General features: G+C 44.3%; 18 protein-coding genes and 3 tRNA genes. 17 read left to right on the top strand and 4 right to left on the bottom strand.

What is annotated here, in order from left to right; genetic code table 11:
- Positions 1-37: 37 nt before the first annotated feature.
- From C3Y98_RS12070 to C3Y98_RS12055, 4 genes are all read left to right on the top strand, one after another.
- The gene (locus tag C3Y98_RS12070; protein ID WP_135278853.1) at positions 38-481 is read left to right on the top strand and encodes a hypothetical protein; all 444 of its coding nucleotides are present in this window, start codon (positions 38-40) and stop codon (positions 479-481) included.
- Between the two features lie 87 nt (positions 482-568).
- A complete protein-coding gene (locus tag C3Y98_RS12920; RefSeq protein ID WP_135278851.1) occupies positions 569-979 on the top strand; it encodes a PaaI family thioesterase in 411 nt (136 codons plus the stop codon).
- Positions 980-1,442: 463 nt separating this feature from the next.
- The gene (locus tag C3Y98_RS12060) at positions 1,443-1,847 is read left to right on the top strand and encodes a hypothetical protein (protein ID WP_135278850.1); all 405 of its coding nucleotides are present in this window, start codon (positions 1,443-1,445) and stop codon (positions 1,845-1,847) included.
- Positions 1,848-1,867: 20 nt separating this feature from the next.
- Positions 1,868-2,965 carry a DUF2914 domain-containing protein gene (locus C3Y98_RS12055; protein WP_245234378.1) on the top strand — a complete coding sequence of 366 codons (1,098 nt, stop codon included), beginning with the start codon at positions 1,868-1,870 and terminating at the stop codon, positions 2,963-2,965.
- A 4-nt stretch (positions 2,966-2,969) separates the two neighbouring features.
- Here the strand turns inward: C3Y98_RS12055 and C3Y98_RS12050 are convergent, their stop codons facing one another.
- Both C3Y98_RS12050 and C3Y98_RS12045 read right to left on the bottom strand, forming a co-directional pair.
- Positions 2,970-3,515, bottom strand: a complete 546-nt coding sequence (locus C3Y98_RS12050; protein WP_135278848.1) for a TIGR00645 family protein — start codon at positions 3,513-3,515, stop codon at positions 2,970-2,972.
- 69 nt (positions 3,516-3,584) lie between these two features.
- Positions 3,585-4,430, bottom strand: coding sequence for a 23S rRNA (adenine(2030)-N(6))-methyltransferase RlmJ (locus C3Y98_RS12045; protein WP_135278846.1), 846 nt, complete (start codon positions 4,428-4,430; stop codon positions 3,585-3,587).
- Positions 4,431-4,492: 62 nt separating this feature from the next.
- Between C3Y98_RS12045 and C3Y98_RS12040 the strand changes: the two genes are divergently transcribed.
- The 12 genes from C3Y98_RS12040 to C3Y98_RS11985 all read left to right on the top strand — a co-directional run bounded on the left by C3Y98_RS12040 (position 4,493) and on the right by C3Y98_RS11985 (position 13,961).
- Positions 4,493-5,185 carry a cation diffusion facilitator family transporter gene (locus tag C3Y98_RS12040; protein ID WP_135278845.1) on the top strand — a complete coding sequence of 231 codons (693 nt, stop codon included), beginning with the start codon at positions 4,493-4,495 and terminating at the stop codon, positions 5,183-5,185.
- 116 nt (positions 5,186-5,301) lie between these two features.
- Positions 5,302-5,484 carry a tautomerase family protein gene (locus tag C3Y98_RS12035; protein WP_015831720.1) on the top strand — a complete coding sequence of 61 codons (183 nt, stop codon included), beginning with the start codon at positions 5,302-5,304 and terminating at the stop codon, positions 5,482-5,484.
- 165 nt (positions 5,485-5,649) lie between these two features.
- A complete protein-coding gene (locus C3Y98_RS12030; RefSeq protein ID WP_135278843.1) occupies positions 5,650-6,171 on the top strand; it encodes an SRPBCC family protein in 522 nt (173 codons plus the stop codon).
- 97 nt (positions 6,172-6,268) lie between these two features.
- The gene (uvrC, locus tag C3Y98_RS12025; RefSeq protein ID WP_135278841.1) at positions 6,269-8,068 is read left to right on the top strand and encodes an excinuclease ABC subunit UvrC; all 1,800 of its coding nucleotides are present in this window, start codon (positions 6,269-6,271) and stop codon (positions 8,066-8,068) included.
- Between the two features lie 38 nt (positions 8,069-8,106).
- A complete protein-coding gene (gene pgsA / locus C3Y98_RS12020) occupies positions 8,107-8,703 on the top strand; it encodes a CDP-diacylglycerol--glycerol-3-phosphate 3-phosphatidyltransferase (protein ID WP_135278840.1) in 597 nt (198 codons plus the stop codon).
- 91 nt (positions 8,704-8,794) lie between these two features.
- A tRNA-Gly gene (locus C3Y98_RS12015) sits at positions 8,795-8,870 on the top strand.
- A gap of 113 nt (positions 8,871-8,983) precedes the next feature.
- Positions 8,984-9,057, top strand: a tRNA-Cys gene (locus C3Y98_RS12010).
- Between the two features lie 21 nt (positions 9,058-9,078).
- Positions 9,079-9,154, top strand: a tRNA-Gly gene (locus C3Y98_RS12005).
- Between the two features lie 164 nt (positions 9,155-9,318).
- The gene (locus C3Y98_RS12000; RefSeq protein ID WP_135278839.1) at positions 9,319-9,528 is read left to right on the top strand and encodes a (2Fe-2S)-binding protein; all 210 of its coding nucleotides are present in this window, start codon (positions 9,319-9,321) and stop codon (positions 9,526-9,528) included.
- Positions 9,529-9,765: 237 nt separating this feature from the next.
- Entirely contained in the window at positions 9,766-11,919 is a 2,154-nt protein-coding gene (locus C3Y98_RS11995) for a type I secretion system permease/ATPase (RefSeq protein WP_135278838.1), read from the top strand.
- Positions 11,916-13,328, top strand: coding sequence for an HlyD family type I secretion periplasmic adaptor subunit (locus tag C3Y98_RS11990; protein ID WP_135278837.1), 1,413 nt, complete (start codon positions 11,916-11,918; stop codon positions 13,326-13,328). The genes C3Y98_RS11995 and C3Y98_RS11990 overlap by 4 nt, the downstream gene beginning before the upstream one ends.
- Complete coding sequence (locus C3Y98_RS11985) at positions 13,329-13,961, top strand: response regulator transcription factor (protein ID WP_135278836.1); 633 nt, start codon at positions 13,329-13,331, stop codon at positions 13,959-13,961. It abuts the gene before it with no gap.
- Positions 13,962-14,079: 118 nt separating this feature from the next.
- Here the strand turns inward: C3Y98_RS11985 and C3Y98_RS11980 are convergent, their stop codons facing one another.
- Together C3Y98_RS11980 and C3Y98_RS11975 are read right to left on the bottom strand one after the other, a co-directional pair.
- Positions 14,080-15,996 carry a bifunctional diguanylate cyclase/phosphodiesterase gene (locus C3Y98_RS11980; protein WP_135278835.1) on the bottom strand — a complete coding sequence of 639 codons (1,917 nt, stop codon included), beginning with the start codon at positions 15,994-15,996 and terminating at the stop codon, positions 14,080-14,082.
- Between the two features lie 20 nt (positions 15,997-16,016).
- Positions 16,017-16,715 (bottom strand): transglutaminase-like cysteine peptidase, encoded by a 699-nt coding sequence (locus C3Y98_RS11975; protein ID WP_135278834.1) that lies wholly within the window; start codon positions 16,713-16,715, stop codon positions 16,017-16,019.
- A gap of 199 nt (positions 16,716-16,914) precedes the next feature.
- Here C3Y98_RS11975 and C3Y98_RS11970 point away from each other — a divergent pair.
- Positions 16,915-17,462, top strand: a 548-nt coding sequence (locus tag C3Y98_RS11970) for a retention module-containing protein (protein WP_135278833.1), incomplete at its 3' end; no start/stop codon positions are given.

The raw sequence follows: 17,462 nt of genomic DNA, 5'->3' as shown, positions 1-17,462 counted from the left end.
AATAGTGTGGCTAATTTACGTTAGCGCAGAATTTATTATGGACATAATCGAAGCAATGAACATGATGAGGAGGTTTGAAAATCTCCCAGAAATCAACTTGGCAAGCGATAGGGCGGTTATCAAAACTCTGAATAGCTATTTCTCTGAACTTCACGAAACGGAGAAAGATGATGAAGCCTATTTTCAAGCCGACTCGCGAAGCGAAGAATACAAACAAAACTCAATTGCCAAGAAAATCGAGATTCACAAAAGATATTGGTCTAATCATTCGACATTTTATGAGCCATGCTCTCTATCAAGCATGGCTAGATACGATTGGGAAAAGATCACAGATGTTCTAATTCAGAGAAATGATGATGACGATGATCAGCTTTTTCTTTTTATCGCGAAATACAACATGACAGACACAACAAAAATGGATCGCACTTATTTGTTAAAGAAGTTCGACGGAAAACTTCTAATTGAACATGCTTTCGGCTAACTCTGGGCTCAAGCTCGCTCCCTCCGGTCGCTGGGACGCGCCTGCGGCGAGCCCCTTAGCTCCACGTTAGGCGTTGAGTTCGCCACCATGCCATCAGTATCAGATATAGCGGAGTTCCTTGCCCGAGAGTTCCCGCAAACCAAATGCACAGTCGAGGCAGTCGGTAACCGTTGCGCGATGGTCCGCCATGAAGTGGGAGTTGCCGAGTTGCGCCCTGGCGGCACGGTTTCCGGTCCTGTACTCATGGCAGTAGCTGATGTCGCCCTGTATGTAGCAATCCTTGGCGAGATTGGAATCGTCCCGCTGACGGTTACTACGAGCCTGAGCATCAACTTCCTCCGCAGGCCTTCTGCAAGCGCCGCAATCATCGGCGAGTGCAGGCTACTCAAGCTAGGCAAGTCGCTCGCAGTGGGCGAAGTAAGCTTGTTCTCCGAAGGTAGTGATGAGCCTGTTGCTCATGTTGTTGGTACGTACTCTATTCCGCCATCAGCTCGGTAACCACACAACTTCTCGCTAGTTAGCTTGTCGGTCTCGCCCGACTGGCGAGTTTCTTTCTTTTGCTTAGCCAAAAGAAAGAAACCAAAGAATACCCGCAAGGGGCATCCCCAACCTCACTAAGTGCTAACGCACTAAGTCGGTTGTGAAAGGCCATCCTATGCAGCTTCATTCCTTAGTTGCTTAGGTTTAATGGGAGTTTTCGGCAAGCGGCTGTTTGAGCAAAGCGAGTTTCAGCTTGCCGCCCATTAAATCTGAGCAACTAAGGCGCTGCAACAGGGGATAGAGTCAAAGCCATTTGTTCATCGCTATCGTTTTTATGCACTACAGCCAATCCTATTTTCTATTCGCTAAAGCACTTGCAAAGACGAGTGCTGAAATGATGGATTATTTATAGAGTTAGCAATCTTCGAAACGTACAGTTCAATGCTAGAATCATTCCATCATAACTAATGTTAGTTTACCCATGGACCAAAAACACATTTTTGATATTAAAGCGATTGAGCCGCCTAAACGTGATGCGTGGAAGCGGATGTTGCCGTTAAGTTTGTTGCTGGTTGCGGTTATCTGTGTGGCATGGTATTTCGGCTGGGACGCAAAAGCAGTAGCAGCCGGTATCCTGCTGTTTGGCGTGGTATCTAATGTTTTTGTGTGGATTATAGGTGTGATTGGTTTGGTGCCTGTTGTTGGTCCCTTAATTGTTAAGGTGCTGAGCCTCTCTATCATTTGGCTGTTAAATGCCATTGGTTATATTGTTTCATTTGTCGCGATTAAACGCGGCTATTCAAAAGATGTGCTCACTTACCGTGGGTTAACCATTGCGTTAATCATTGGTATTATTATTGGCTATGTTATCGGCCATTTTCTGTAAGTCTATTCGTTTTTTCTGATATGTTAAGCCAATTAACCAATATAGCCTGGGTGCAGACGGCCATGCGCCATGTGCGTAAAGTTGCCGACATCATGCCAGCCGTATTCTTTGTGGCGGGTTTTGTGTGGGATGCATTAACCATAGGCCGAAATGTCGCTGCCTTGGATTTATGGATATTTGCTGGCTACCTGTTTTGTGCCGCAGTGATTCTCTATCTGATTGGCCGCCCGATTCCCTTAGAAAATAGTGAGAGCAAGCTAGTCTCATTGTTTAAAAAGCATTATTCACCACGTGTACCTTATTTTTTACTGCAGTTTTTGTTTGGCAGTTTATTCAGTGCTTTATTTATTTTGTATTTTAAAAGCTCTAGCCATTGGCTGGCTTGGTTAATGTCACTGGCGCTGGCTGTATTGCTGGTAGCGAATGAGTTTTTAGAAAGCGAGTACAAACGTTTCACACTGAGCTGGTCTATGTTTGGCTTGTGTGCCATGTTGCTGTTTAACTTTGCCTTGCCTTTTATACTGGGCAGCATACATGCGATTTGGTTTTACTTAAGTACGCTACTTGGTGCCAGCTTGGCATTTTGGTTGTATAAGAAAACGCCTAATCATCTGGGTAGCATCAAGCCAGTTGCCGCAATTGCGGCACTGTTAATGCTGGCTTATGCGGCAGATATGATTCCACCTGTGCCTTTGGTCAAGCGTGATGTGGTGGTGGCATTTGAGTTAGAAAAGACCAATGGTCAATATCGGTTATCGCAGCAGGCGTCTCCGTGGTGGGTGTTCTGGCGTAAAACCAGCAATGATTTAGAAATGGTAGGAGGGCAGCGCGTGTATTGTTTTTCTTCTATATTTGCCCCGCCTGGCTTGCAGGCAAAGCTTTATCACCGCTGGCAGCATTATGATAAAAAATTAGGCTGGGTGACGCAGTCACGCATCGGTTTTGATTTATCTGGCGGTCGTTACCAAGGTTTTAGAGGATATACCTACAAGAGCAACTTAGCACCGGGTGAGTGGCGCGTTAGCGTGGAAACTGAAAACGAGAAAACGATTACCGTGCACAAGTTCTCAGTACAGCAAGTAGAAACAGCACCACAGAGAGTGGTGCTGTTATATTAGTGATTTAGTGCTCAGCCGGTTGTGGATGTGACATGAGCTTGTCGATATAAGCAATTGCCACCGCAGAAAGCACAAACGTCATGTGAATCACGGTTTGGGCAATCAATACTTTATCTGATAAGTTTTGTGCGTTGATAAAGGTCTTGAGCAAGTGAATTGAAGAAATGCCGATGATCGCAGTCGCCAGTTTCACTTTTAATAGGTTGGCATTCACGTGAGATAGCCAATCCGGTTCATCTGGGTGGCCTTCCAAGTTTAGGCGTGACACAAAGGTTTCATAGCCGCCCACAATTACCATAATCAGCAGGTTTGAAATCATCACTACGTCAATCAAACCTAACACGATCAGCATAATATCTGCTTCAACGATTTTATTTGCACTTGCTACCAAGTGAATAAGCTCTACGCCGAAAAAGAACACGTACACCGCTTGTGCCACAATCAAGCCTAAATACAGCGGTAACTGTAGCCAGCGGCTACCAAATAAAATATTAGTCATAATGCTGCCTTGTTTGTAGGCGGTCGCATGTTGTTTATTTTTTTCTTGCATGGTTTGTAAAAGCCTTTAAATTAATTACGTAAAACGTGGAGTATTGTAGCAGTTAGATTGAGCGTAAATTTACTCAATCTGGCTGTCTAAAGTGAAATTGGCGCTCGCATCCAGTGCCAGTAGTTCGGTTAAAACTGGCATGCTTTCTGCCAAAGTTTTAGGTAGGGTCCACGGTGGGTTAATTATAAATAGGCCGCTACCATACATACCAAACCCATCCATTGACGGCGCCTCAATCGACAAAGTGACATGCAACCAGTTAGGTAAGTTCAATGCTAAGAGGCTATCTAGCATCTCTGCGGGCTCAGGGCGCTGTAATAACGGGTACCAAATAATGTAAGTGCCGGTAGGGAATCGCTTCACGCTGTCTTTAATTGCGTCTACGACGTATAGGTAATCCTGCTTATCTTCATAAGGCGGGTCTATCAAAACTACCGCGCGGCGTGGCGGTGGTGGTAAGCACGATTTTAGACCTTTGAAGCCATTCTGCATTTCCACTTTAACTTGTTTACCAAAGCCTTCAAAGTTATCTGACAACAGTTCGTAATCACTGGGGTGCAGTTCAAACAGGCGCATTTTGTCATCTGCTCGCATATGCGATTCAGCCACCATGGGTGAGCCTGGGTATAACTCCAGTGTATTGCCGGTATTGAAAGATTTAATCTTGGCAACGTAATCAGCAAGACTGTGCGGCAGGTGTTGGGCAGATAAGAGTTTACTGATGCCTGCCTCAAACTCTGCATTTTGGGTTGCGTAACCATGCTGCAAGCTGTACATGCCGGCACCGGCGTGGCTGTCTATGTACCAAAATGGTTTGTCTTTTTGAGCAGTATGGGCAAGCACTAAGCCTAGTACGTAATGCTTAAGTACATCGGCGTGGTTGCCTGCATGAAATGCGTGGCGGTAACTGAGCATAGAATAATGAAAAATTGTGATAAGGCGACATTATCCCAGATTTTTGGGTTAGCATTTAGCTTATGAATACATCTACACACCACAAGCACGATGATCACGATCATTACTTAGTCCCTTTTTTACTTATTCTTATTTTCGCAATCGTAGAAGCCGTCGGTAGTTGGTACACCGGTTCATTGGCGTTATTAAGTGACGCTGGGCATATGTTTTCTGATGTTGCCGCACTTGGCTTGGCTTGGATAGCATCGGTAATGAGTCAACGTGCCAATGTTGCACGCCACCACTCTGGTGTGAGTTATGCGGAGCTGGTTGTTTCCATCATCAATGCAGTCGCTATGTTGCTGGTCGTGATTTTTATTGTGATGGAAGCAATTAAAAGGTTTCAACAGCCGCATCAAGTGCAGGGGGTTGGTTTAATTATTATTGCCAGCATCGGTTTAATTGTTAATCTGGTGGTGGCTAAACAATTGCATCATCAGGCCCATCATCATGGTGAGAGCTTAAATAATAGTGCGGCTTTTCTGCATGTTTTAGGTGATTTACTGGGCTCTGTTGCCGCAGTGGTCGCAGGTGTAGTGATCTATTTTACCGGCTGGATGTTGATTGACCCTATCCTATCATTGTTAATTTCATTGTTGTTATTGATACTGACTTTAAATTTAATGCGGGATATTTGGTTAACCTTAAAAGGCCAGTTGACTAAATATCATCAGCACGCTCATGCACACGAACATCATCATGATCACGATCATTAAATTAAATGAGTAACTTTAAATTGCAGCTGGTGCTCATGGCTCGCTGTTTTCTGTAGCTGGTTTTCTATAGTGTAGTTAAGTGCATTAAACTTTTATCAATTAAAGGAGAATGAAGCATGCCATACGTGAACATCAAACTAGCTGGTGAAGTGACACGCGAGCAAAAGGCGCAAATTGCTAAAGAAATCACCGAAACATTAGAGCGCGTCGCCCATAAGCCAAAGTCTTACACCTATATTACTTTTGAAGAAGTCGCTTATGAAGACTGGGCTATCGCCGGTGAACTGTTAGACGCCTAACGTTACTTAATATTAAGTAGAAATTACAAATGATCATTTGTAATTGCTAGCATGCATTTGCATGCGTTAATCATGTTGTGTCCCCTTCGTTTTAATAATCATGTATATTCTTGTGCGCCCGCTTTTAGCGGGCGTATTCTTAAATAATAATATTTCGAGGTTTTTATGAGTAAATTTATGACAGCAATGTTGGTTTCATTGTTTGCGTTTACTAACCAAGCATCTGCTGCGATTGATGAAACAATCCGCGTGAAAGAAAGTATTGAAATCAATGCGCCAGCGGATAAAGTATGGGCAACGGTAGGTAGTTTTGCCGATATGCGCTGGCACCCAGCGATCGCAAAAACTGAAATTACTGGTGGCAACGCAACTGAAGTTGGCGCTACGCGTGTATTAACCACACAAGATGGCGGCAAAATTAATGAAGTGCTGACTAGCTTCGATGCTGATGCTAAAACCATGAAGTATGAAATCACAGAAAGCGTATTGCCAGTACGTGAATATGGCGCAACTTTAAAAGTTAAAGCCAGTGCAGATGGCAAAACAACCGTAGTTTGGAGTGCAAACTTTAAACGTAAAGATCCGGCAAATCCGGGTGCTGCTGGTCAAGATGATGCCGCAGCGAAAGCCGCGATTTTAGGTATTTTCAAATCAGGTTTAGAAAATATTAAAAAGATTTCAGAGTAATTTATCTCAGGCTTGATGATCACGGTAACTATGCATTTTGTAATATTTACCGTGATTGATTTAATCCAATTCAATTAATGGGCTGTAAAATACGCTCATGTTCGATGCTAAGCCCATTCTAAAAAACTTGCCCAACTTACCGGGCGTTTATCGCATGATTAACGCTAGCGATGAGGTTATCTATGTTGGCAAAGCCAAAGACCTTAAAAAACGCGTTTCTTCCTATTTTAATAAAACCTTGCCTAGCCCACGCACACGTGTGATGGTAAGTAATATTGCGCGTATAGAAACCACGGTGACGCGTAGCGAAGCAGAAGCGCTGTTGCTGGAAAATAACCTGATTAAAGGCTTGATGCCGCGCTATAACGTATTGTTTAGGGATGATAAGTCATATCCTTATATTACGCTGACCGGTGATGAATATTCTCGCCTAGCGTTTCATCGTGGCGCACAACGTAAAGGTAACCAGTATTTTGGGCCATTTCCTAACTCAGTGGCTGTGCGTGAAAGTATTCAATTACTACAAAAGGTTTTCAAGCTACGTACTTGTGAAAATACCGTATTTGCCAATCGTAGCCGTCCATGTTTACAACACCAGATAGAGCGTTGCACTGCGCCCTGCGTAGGCTTTATTTCGGCAGATGATTACCGTAATGATGTGCATCAGGCCGCTATGTTCCTGCAAGGCAAGACCACTGAGGTTATCGATACCATTGCCGAACAAATGAATACTGCCGCGGCTAAGCAAGATTACGAGCTAGCGGCTGTGTTTAGAGACCGTATTCAGGCGCTGCATCAGGTGCAGGCGAAACAGTTTGTCAGCGACTTTAACGTGTCGGATGCTGACGTCATTGCCGGTGCTGAGTTACAAGGGCAGCACTGTGTTAATTTAGTGATGATTCGTGGCGGACGCCACCTGGGCGATCGCAGTTATATGCCTAAGAATACCGATGGTGAAACCTTGGAAACTACAGTGCAAGCCTTTCTGGCGCAGCATTATGTTGCCCAAAATACCCCGCCATTGATTGTGGTTGGCGTAAAAATAGAAACTGAGCTGATTGAAGAAGTGTTAAGCGAGCAAGCTGGCCGCAAAGTAAAAATCAATACCAACCCAATCGGCGATAAACGGGTATGGTTGAAAATGGCGCAAACCAATGCAGATCTGGCATTAGGGCAACGTGCAGCCACTTCCGCCAATCAGGAAGCTAAACTGCTTGCCTTGCGTGAAGCCTTGCGCTTGCCTGATAGTACAGAGCGGATGGAGTGCTTTGATATTAGTCATACCATGGGTGAGGCTACGGTTGCGAGCTGTGTAGTGTTTGATCGTGGTGATATGCAAAACAGTGAGTACCGACGCTATAACATTACCGGCATTACCCCGGGCGATGATTACGCGGCGATGCGCGATGTGCTGACCAGACGCTATAAGAAAGTGGCGGCAGGCGAGGGTAAGCGTCCGGACTTGGTATTTATTGATGGCGGCAAGGGTCAGCTTGGCGTGGCAATCGAGGTAATGGCCGAAGTTGGGCTGGATGATATCTTGCTGGTTGGTATTGCCAAGGGTGAAGACCGTAAACCCGGTCTGGAGACTATGATCTTCTCAGATACCGGTGAGATGATTAACCTCGAAAAAGATAACAAAGGCCTGCACCTGCTGCAGCAGATTCGTGATGAAGCGCATCGTTTTGCCATTACTGGGCATAGAGCCAAGCGCGCCAAAGCGAGGCTGCAATCTAGTTTGGAAGATATTGAAGGAATCGGCGCAAAACGCCGTAAGGCGTTACTCACCCGTTTTGGCGGTTTAGAAGGTGTAAAAAATGCTAGTATTGATGAACTTGCCAGTGTTGAAGGCATCAGCCAAAGTTTGGCTGAGAAAATATATGGCGAATTGCATTAAGCTACCGCTGAAAATCGTTATTTTTTGGGATTAACTATATGATTTGCAATATTCCAACCATGCTGACATGGCTTCGCATCTTACTCATACCAGTGTTTGTGGTGATTTTTTATTTGCCGACTAATCCACACGCGTTTGGTGCTATTCCTGCGCATTGGGTTAATTTGACAGCTACCGCCATTTTTGCCGTGGCTGCATTTACCGATTGGCTTGACGGATACTTAGCACGCAAACTTAATCAAACTTCATCATTCGGTGCTTTTTTAGACCCGGTTGCTGATAAATTGATGGTGGCAGCGGCGCTGATTGTATTAGTTGAATTTGAGCGTGTAGGCGCGGTGGTGGCATTAATTATTATTGGTCGTGAAATTGCCATTAGCGCATTGCGTGAGTGGATGGCGGGTGAAGGCCAGCGTAGTAGCGTAGGTGTTGCCATGATAGGTAAAGTGAAAACAGCAGTGCAAATGGTGGCAATTTTATTTTTATTATATTGGGACAGTATTGAGATTGCGAACGTAGGCACATTCCCTACAAAATTATTTGGTCAGGTGTTAATCGTAATTGCGGCATTTTTAACATTGCTATCAATGGCTTATTATTTGCGTGCAGCCATGCCGAAAATTAAGCGACAATAATTTAATAAAAAATGCATAACTAGTACTTGACGATATCTTCAAACTCTCTATAATGGCGCCTGTCTTAACGATGACACAACGTAACAACGACGCGGGAATAGCTCAGCTGGTAGAGCGCAACCTTGCCAAGGTTGAGGTCGCGAGTTCGAGCCTCGTTTCCCGCTCCAAATATTAAACGGCGAATGCATAATAGCTTCGCCGTTTTAGTTTTAAAAAAGTATGGTTTTAGATTGTTTAATCAAGCTTAATACTTTTGATGTATAGTAATAATGCTAGAAATGGCGCGATAGCAAAGCGGTTATGCCGCGGCCTGCAAAGCCGTTTAGGCCGGTTCGACTCCGGCTCGCGCCTCCAGTATTTTTAGCATAGATTTTCGCGGGAATAGCTCAGCTGGTAGAGCGCAACCTTGCCAAGGTTGAGGTCGCGAGTTCGAGCCTCGTTTCCCGCTCCATCTGCAAAACGGCGAATACATAACTGTATTCGCCGTTTTTGTTTTTAAGTCTGTGATTTAATCCTGAATCAACACAAGTATCTTCACTCCACGCTTTCTCAGCGTTAAACTGCCTAGTGTTACAATATTAAGCAATCAACAAAGTTTTGAATCTATATTCACCTATGAATGCACCGAATGATAACGCCGCAGATGAAGTCATGTGTCAATGCAGTGGCACCACACGTGGTGAGCTACAAAAGTACTTTGAACGCGGGATGGATATGGATGCAATTTCGCAATGGACTGGTGCACTGTCGGGTTGCGGCGGTTGCGAGTGGGATGTGGCTGACTACCTGAAGGAGCTGGCTGAGCAGCAAAATAATCGTGCGTGATGTTCACTGAGCCTACGTTTGCCTGATGCTGCAAGCATTGCTGATATGTCCTAAAATCCTACATTGACGCACTTAACATGGTTGCTTGTTGTCAACTATCCGAATGGATAGGTGCTTATTTCTCTAGAAATTAATAACATTTAACATTATTTCTATTGTAGTGAGCGCTTAATACTTAGTACGATACGTATATTCGTTGCATAATGTAATCAAAATTGATTCTAAGAAAGTGAATTCATGGGCCAAGATGATGTGAGCCAGTTAGCTAGCGAAGGTGTTGTTGATACGTTACTAGAGAGCCTATTCTTGGTTTGCCGCTTGCATGGTGTAGCTACTTCACGTGATGCACTGGTTGCGGGTTTACCGCTACGTGATGGCAAAATGACGCCAGCATTGGTGAAACGCTCAGCAAGCCGGGTACATTTAGCCACAACTATTCTAAAAAAACCATTGGATAAAACCAGGCAGGAATTTTTACCAGCTATTTTGCTGTTAAAGAATGATGAAGCTTGCGTGGTGACCAATGTAAGTCTTGATAATATGTCCGCTGGTGTTATTTTCCCGGAGCTTGGTGACGCTGAGGTTGCAGTGCCTCTAGGTGAGCTTATGGCCAGAAGCGCTGGCTATTTTATTGTTGCTAAACTTAGATTTACTTTTGACCAGCGTGCCCCTAGCGTAGGCAAGGTTACCGTAAGACATTGGTTTTGGGGCTCTCTAGCCGAAAATAGCCGAATTTACCGAGATATCATGGTGGCAGCATTTGTGGTCAATATGTTTGCATTAGCCATGCCGCTGTTCACGATGAATGTTTATGATCGTGTGTTACCTAACCGCGCCACAGAAACCTTGTGGGTGATGGCGCTTGGTATTTCGTTCATATTTATTGGTGATTTAGTGCTGCGTACCATGCGTGGCTACTTTTTGGATTGGGCCAGTACCCGAATCGACATTAAGCTCACCGCGCGTATTATGGAGCAAGTGTTAGGCATCCGTTTGGAGCAGCGGCCAAACTCTGTAGGGTCTTTTGCATCTAATTTACGCTCGTTTGAAACTGTGCGTGACTTCATTACCTCTGCCACGATTACTACCCTGATTGATATTCCGTTCGGTCTGATCTTTATTGGGGTGATGGCCTGGATTTCCTGGCCGATGATTATTCCTGTCCTGCTGGGTGCAGTGGTGATTCTTATTTACTCATTTAGCGTGCAAACCAAAATGCATGATTTATCTGAAACGATGTACCGTGCCAGTGCTACCAGAAACGCTACCCTGATTGAGAGCCTTGTGGGCTTAGAAACGGTGAAGGCTTTAGGGATTGAAGGGCAGATGCAGCGTAAATGGGAACATAGCGCACATTTCTTAACTGAGGTTTCTAGCAAGTTACGTTTACTGTCGTCATCGATTAACAATGGTGCAGCGACCATGCAGCAATTAATCACCGTAAGTTTAGTGATTCTGGGCGTTTATCTGGTGATTAATGGTGAGCTTACTATGGGGGGCTTGATTGCCTCCACCATGCTCGCTTCACGTGCCTTGGTACCGATTGCGCAGACTGCAGGCTTGTTAACGCAGTACCATAATGCCGCAACCTCGTTAAATTCTCTTGATGAAATTATGCAAAGGCCAGTAGAACGCCCTGCCGATAGTACATTTTTATCTAGGCCGGTGTTTAATGGCGATATTGAGTTTAGAGAAGTTTCTTTTAGTTACCCGGGTGCTGAAAGCAATGCGCTCACTAAAGTTTCTTTCAAAATTAAAGCAGGCGAGCATGTTGCGATTCTTGGGCGCATGGGCTCAGGTAAGTCAACCATACACAAATTGATTCTTGGGCTATATCAGCCCACAGAAGGTGCTGTGTTGATTGATGGTATAGATGCGCGTCAAATTGATCCGGCAGAGTTGCGACGCAGTATTGGTTATGTGCAGCAGGATACACAGTTGTTTTATGGCTCTATGCGCGATAACTTAACGATTTCCGCACCGCACGTGGATGATGCTGCCGTGATTGCCGTAGCGCGGATTGGTGGGATTGATGAGTTTGTGAACTCTCATCCTAAAGGCTTTGATATGCTGATTGGTGAGCGCGGTGAAACGCTGTCTGGTGGACAGCGGCAGGGCGTTGGGGTGGCACGTGCGTTTATTAACAAGCCAGCAATATTGTTATTAGATGAGCCTACCAGTGCCATGGATCACTCTGGTGAGGATGCGATTAAGACGCGTCTGGCTGAAAACACTCAGAACAAAACTTTATTGTTAATCTCGCACCGCTCGTCGCTTTACGCGTTGGTGAATCGCATCATCGTGATTGATTCAGGACGAATAGTTGCCGACGGTGCAAAAGAACAAGTGACTGACGCATTAAGAAACGGCAAGATTGGTAAAGCGCTATGAGTGAAGACTTGTTTAAAAAGCTAGGGACGATAAATCATTTTCTTAAAAGCCAAACTTGGTTGACTAAGCCTATTTATTACTTTCTGGATAAATGGACGCCGACTGAAACCAAGGAAGACCTACCTTGGCATGAAGAAGCTGATCTGGTGATTTTGGAGCAAACGCCGGTGAGGGCTAGATTGTTGCTGTACACGATTGCGGCGTTGATGTTGTTGTTGGTGCTGTGGGCATTTTTTGCACAGGTAGATGAGGTGGTGCGCGGTGATGGACGGGTAATTCCATCGAAACAAGTACAAGTGATTCAGTCATTAGATGGCGGCATAGTTTCAGAGATATTGGTGAGTGAGGGGGAATCAGTCGCGGTAGGTGCGCCGTTGATTCGTATTGATGAAACGCGCGCAGTGTCTTCACTGAGAGAGAATCAATCTCAGTATCTGGCTTACTTGGCTAAGCAATATCGGTTGAGAGCATTGGCAGAAGGCATCAGCTTTAATCCGCCTGATGAGGTGCGCAAACAAGTGCCTGAGACTTATGATCAAGAGTATGCATTGTATAACTCTAGTAAGGATGAGTTAACCTCTGCCATTGCCATTGCGCGTGATCAGATGGTACAGCGTGAAAAAGAGTTGCTTGAAGTACAGTTTCGTAAAGAGATTGCTGAAAAGAATTATGAGTCTTCAAAACGAGAGCTTGCCGCAAATAAACCTTTGTTAGCCAGTGGCGCGGTATCTGAGATTGATATTCTAAAACTAGAGCGTGAAACGAATAAAGCGAAAGGTGATATCGATCAGGCGCGTGCCCAGATCGGCCGAATTGAAAGTGCTATTGGCGAGGCAAAGCGTAAGGTTTCTGAAGTTCAGCAGACTTTTCAGAGCAAAGTACGTACTGAGTTAAATGATATTACTGCACGTTTGAACAGTGTTTCTGAAGTCAGTGTTTCGCTTAAAGATAAGGTGAATCAGTCCACGCTAAAATCTCCGGTGAATGGTAAAGTGAGCCGCCTTTTTTACAATACGGTGGGCGGGGTGATTCAGCCTGGCAAAGAAGTGTTAGAGGTGGTGCCGACGGATGATGCTTTAATCTTGGAGACCAAAATACAGATTAAAGATATTGCCTTTATTAGCCTGCTACAGCCTGCTGTAGTTAAGTTGACTGCCTATGATTATTCGATTTATGGTGCATTAGATGGGGTTGTGGAAAATATTGCACCGGATTCTGTTGTCGATGAAAAAGGTAATGCCTATTATGTTGTACGCGTACGTACGCTTAAATCCAGTCTTGGTAAAGGGCTGCCGATTATTCCGGGGATGGTGGCACAAGTTGATATTATGACTGGTAAAAAAACCATACTTTCCTACTTATTGAAACCAGTTTTAAAAGCAAAGTCATACGCTTTTAGTGAGAGATAGATGCGGGATATATTTGTTAGTAATTTATCTGAACGCATTAGTCATTGGGTTGATGCATTTCCAGAGTCAGAAATCATTAGGGAATTTGCAACGGATATTCAGAAGTTAGATCGTGCCGTAGCTGATTGTGATGGATTGGTGTTTTGGTTACATGTGAATGAAGAAAAGCCGGACCGCTTGAGTCACATGATTACCAAGATTATTAGCCAGTTTTCATCCGCAAAAATTGTGGTGCTGGCAAACACACCTAATCAAGCCGATTGTTTTTCTGCATTAAGTGCTGGCGCCGTGGGTTATGCGCATGCTTATTCGCCTTCAGCGATGTTAAAGGAAATTAAGACTGTTATTGGTCATGGTGGTTTATGGTTAGGACAGGAGTTGTTGCTACGCCTGATTGAGACCTCTACTAAATTGGTAGGGAATCAGCCCGCATACGTTAACGGCTTGCTTGAGCAGTTGACCAGTCGTGAGCGCGAAGTGGCGGTTGAAGTGGCAAAAGGCTTGAGTAATAAAGAGGTGGCAAAACTGCTTAATATTACAGAACGAACTGTTAAGGCACATTTGGCTTCAACTTTTGAGCGCTTAGGTGCTAAAGATAGGCTGCAGCTGGCGTTAATGCTTAATACGCATTAGCCGATGCCAACTCTGACACTGTTGTTTTTGCAGTAGCCGAGCAACGCCAAAACTAATAAGTGGGCTAAGCCTAGATTTGTGCCAACGCTAGCGTTGTCCTCAGCTAGGCTTGTTTTATTTAGAGCGAAATGCCTGGGCCAGTCATTCCATCAATGCCAAGCAGTTTTAGAGCATTAATCTCATCGTTGTTTTGCACGCCTTCGGCAATTGCGATCACGCCAATTGAGTGCGCAATCATGCAGAGCCCTCTCAACAGGGTTTTATTAGCTTCATTTTTATTAATATCACGAATCACTGAAGCGTCGATTTTAATGTAGTCTAAACCAATATCATGTAGTTCACCCAAGCGTGAGATACGTGTGCCCACATGTTCTATACCCACCTTGCAGCCTAGTGCTTTGACTGCAACGCAGAACTTTCTGAACTCTGGTAAATGATCAAAAGCACTTTGTTCTGGTACCTCAAAATATAGCTTATCTGCAATCTGAATTTGCTGCTTAATCGTTGTCATTGCGGCATCAATAAATGCGGGATTGCAGATGGCACTGGCCGATATATTAAGCCCGATAGGCATGGCGCCATGTGCTAGTGAGTTAACGGCTGTTTGTAATACAAGTTCATCTACCCGATTAATTAAATCTAACTTGTCTGCCCAAGTGATGAACTCACCTGCGCAGAACCATTTGCCATCGCTGGCAAGTTGTAACCTGACAGGTGATTCGTAGTGGATTAAATCACCTACTTGATTAACTACAGCATAGCTTTCTAGCTTGATCCTCTTGTTATCTAGCGCTGAAGTCAGCAAACTTTTCCACTCTTGTAAGTTATGGTCTTGATATTGACCCAACTCACCGGAGTTGATGACATGTAAATTGTTGCTAGCTTCGGTACCGATGTCATCTAATACGTGATGTACCGAGTTAATAATGTGCTCGGCACTGTCTGATCTGGTGATGCGCGCAGAGATGGTAAGGAAATTTACCAAGATATCTTGGCCTGTAATATTGCTTACTTTCTCAAACACGCTGTTGATCGTAGTGCCAAGGCTATAGCAGTCTGCAGGCTGATTTGAGAACACTGAAAAATCGGCACCGCTTAGCCGGCTAGCTGATAACGCGGTGTTTTGCTCGCATAAGTGCTGTAATGCATCTGCAATGATTTTTAGTAGTTGGTTGGTTTCTTTGTAACCCAGCTTTTGGTCAATTTCTGCAATGTTGAGTATTCTGGTAATCACCATCACGCCTTCATTGAAGTACTCTTCGTGGCTGATGCTGGCGTTGACCTTTTTAACAAAGTAATCGTGGTTCATTAAGCCGGTGACATGGTCATAGTTGTTATCAAATCTCAACTCCTCCAGTCTTGCGGATTCTTCAGTGACAGTCTTTTTAACGCGGTTGGAGAGGGTGTTCATGGCGTTGACCACGGACTTAAACTCTTTGGTTTTTGGTACATTAATCATAATGAACCGGCTTTCACCAATCGCTTGGGCTTGGTCTACCACATCGTCAAGCGGCTTTAGGATTTTTTTAAGCAATTGTCCAGCCAAATAGCAGCTGATTAAGCCGATTAGCATTACCCATAGTGCAATTTGTATGGTTGAATCCCAAAGTTTGTTGTAGGCAAAAGTAGTGTTACTTTCTAGTTTTAATGTGCCAAACTGTGCCCAGCCTTCCTGAATATCAGCGATGCCTGGTTCTACTTGTAGCGGAATCGCATTGATAAACCACTGTGGTGCGTGGGTCGTAAGGTTTTTATTAACACGCTCGCTTAGTGGCTTGCCATTGGTATCCAGTAGCGCGATGTATTGGTAGTAGCCTGAGTCAAACTGTGCGGAAAGTAGCAGGTCCAGCGTAACGGGGTCTTTAGGTAGCTGAGTCATCGATAACGCCAGTGTGACTGCGTTATCGTTATTTTTCATCTGTAGCTGCTTTTCTAAATATTGCTTGCTGGATAAGGTGCTTAAGATAAAGCTTCCGCTAGACGCTAAGGCTAAAATTAAAATAATGGCTAACCATAATTGTTTAATTAGTGACATAAGTTCATCCTTACTTTCATTTATTCAATTCCATCTGCGCGCATACGTGCTAGCACATCTCGCCATCTTGATAGGTTGGATTGGGAGTCTGATTTTGGTTTTGCGCTATTGCCAACCCACAGCCCTTTATCGTTAAAGCTAAACACCGGTGATAAGTCTTTTCTGCTGGATGCTGGGGATATCTGCGGGATCAGGTTATCTAAAATAAGGGGTTCTGATTGCGGTGTCGCATAATAGCTCAGCACCATGTGTGCCTTGACTACTTTTCTATTATTTTCTAAAAGCTCAGCTCTTACGTAGGTGAGCCTTAGTTTGTCATTAGGGATGTTCACTGCTTTTAGAAACACATACTTAGCAATGCTGAAGTCTTCACAGTCACCTGCATGTAAGCCTAAAGACTCAAGTGGTGTTGCCCAATAGTCGGATTGCCCCCAAACATTGGCGTCGTCTGCAAACATGACTTTTTGGTTGAAAAAGTTATTAATTTGGGAGAGCTTTTCGGATTCGCTTGCGTTTTTGAGTGTGGCGGTTAGTTGCTGTAACTCTAAAAAGTCATTAGCCGCCTCATCTCCATATCTTTGCTTTGCGAGGGTGGCCAGTTTATTGAAGTCGTAGCCTTCTGCAGCGATATAGCTAAAAAACAATGACAAAGACATCATCACAGCGATGCATAGTTGCAACCTCAGTGTGCCTAATGTTTTGTTAGTGATACCAGCCACGCATGCTCCAAAATTTAATGTCGTTACGACATTGGTTTTAGGCATCATACCCTAACTGACTTGGATTTTTATAGTTGCTTAGCTAGCAGATCTTTGTATTGGCCATTAGTACAATATGTTTTAGCTAACGTAAGGTGTTTAATGCTAAACAGCTCATAAAAGTTTAACGGCAACATCTAATATTTCTTAGGATATTAACATGGCATTAATCGGCAAAATCATTGCGATGACAGGTACTGCGTCATTAATTTCAAATAACGGCAATCAGCGTGATTTGAGATTGGGCGATAACATTCAGACTGCAGACACGATTAAAACAGGTGCTGGTGTTGAGGTGGACTTGCAATTAGCGAACGGGCAGGTCATCCATATTGGCGCGGAGCAACTGATTGCTTTTGCTGACGAGCTCGTAGAGGCATTTGTGCCTGCGACACTGGATACTTCGATTAATGTTGCTACCATCGATACTGTGGTTAAGGCAATCGAAGAGGGTAAGGATATTAGTGATGTATTAGAAGAAACTGCTGCTGGCCCGGGTGGCTCATCTAATAGTTACGGTTTCGGGTTTGTTGATTTACTAAGAATTAACGATGACCTAAACAATTTTAGATTTGCTTATGAGTTTGGTTCTGCAGCGCCTAATGATCAAGCATTGTCAGGTAACAGTTTTGCAGATACCCTCAATCAAGTTGGTGGCGTGACTGGTAATGCTGCCGTTGTCGACACCAACAGCCCAAGCGTGGTGGT

This window comes from Methylotenera oryzisoli, from assembly GCF_004661485.1.
In the GTDB taxonomy this organism is placed as follows: domain Bacteria; phylum Pseudomonadota; class Gammaproteobacteria; order Burkholderiales; family Methylophilaceae; genus Methylotenera; species Methylotenera oryzisoli.
Note: the sequence above shows the minus strand (reverse complement) of the source record. Positions and strands in the feature narration are given on the sequence as shown.

Bases quoted from the DNA above. Each gene is read 5' to 3' on its own strand.
- C3Y98_RS12040 (WP_135278845.1), top strand. From the start codon at position 4,493: ATGAATACATCTACACACCACAAGCACGATGATCACGATCATTACTTA.
- C3Y98_RS12045 (WP_135278846.1), bottom strand. From the start codon at position 4,430: ATGCTCAGTTACCGCCACGCATTTCATGCAGGCAACCACGCCGATGTA.
- C3Y98_RS12920 (WP_135278851.1), top strand. From the start codon at position 569: ATGCCATCAGTATCAGATATAGCGGAGTTCCTTGCCCGAGAGTTCCCG.
- pgsA (WP_135278840.1), top strand. From the start codon at position 8,107: ATGATTTGCAATATTCCAACCATGCTGACATGGCTTCGCATCTTACTC.
- C3Y98_RS11985 (WP_135278836.1), top strand. From the start codon at position 13,329: ATGCGGGATATATTTGTTAGTAATTTATCTGAACGCATTAGTCATTGG.
- C3Y98_RS12000 (WP_135278839.1), top strand. From the start codon at position 9,319: ATGAATGCACCGAATGATAACGCCGCAGATGAAGTCATGTGTCAATGC.
- C3Y98_RS12060 (WP_135278850.1), top strand. From the start codon at position 1,443: ATGGACCAAAAACACATTTTTGATATTAAAGCGATTGAGCCGCCTAAA.
- C3Y98_RS12035 (WP_015831720.1), top strand. From the start codon at position 5,302: ATGCCATACGTGAACATCAAACTAGCTGGTGAAGTGACACGCGAGCAA.
- C3Y98_RS11980 (WP_135278835.1), bottom strand. From the start codon at position 15,996: ATGTCACTAATTAAACAATTATGGTTAGCCATTATTTTAATTTTAGCC.
- C3Y98_RS11995 (WP_135278838.1), top strand. From the start codon at position 9,766: ATGGGCCAAGATGATGTGAGCCAGTTAGCTAGCGAAGGTGTTGTTGAT.
- C3Y98_RS12055 (WP_245234378.1), top strand. From the start codon at position 1,868: ATGTTAAGCCAATTAACCAATATAGCCTGGGTGCAGACGGCCATGCGC.
- C3Y98_RS12050 (WP_135278848.1), bottom strand. From the start codon at position 3,515: ATGCAAGAAAAAAATAAACAACATGCGACCGCCTACAAACAAGGCAGC.
- uvrC (WP_135278841.1), top strand. From the start codon at position 6,269: ATGTTCGATGCTAAGCCCATTCTAAAAAACTTGCCCAACTTACCGGGC.
- C3Y98_RS12030 (WP_135278843.1), top strand. From the start codon at position 5,650: ATGAGTAAATTTATGACAGCAATGTTGGTTTCATTGTTTGCGTTTACT.
- C3Y98_RS11990 (WP_135278837.1), top strand. From the start codon at position 11,916: ATGAGTGAAGACTTGTTTAAAAAGCTAGGGACGATAAATCATTTTCTT.
- C3Y98_RS12070 (WP_135278853.1), top strand. From the start codon at position 38: ATGGACATAATCGAAGCAATGAACATGATGAGGAGGTTTGAAAATCTC.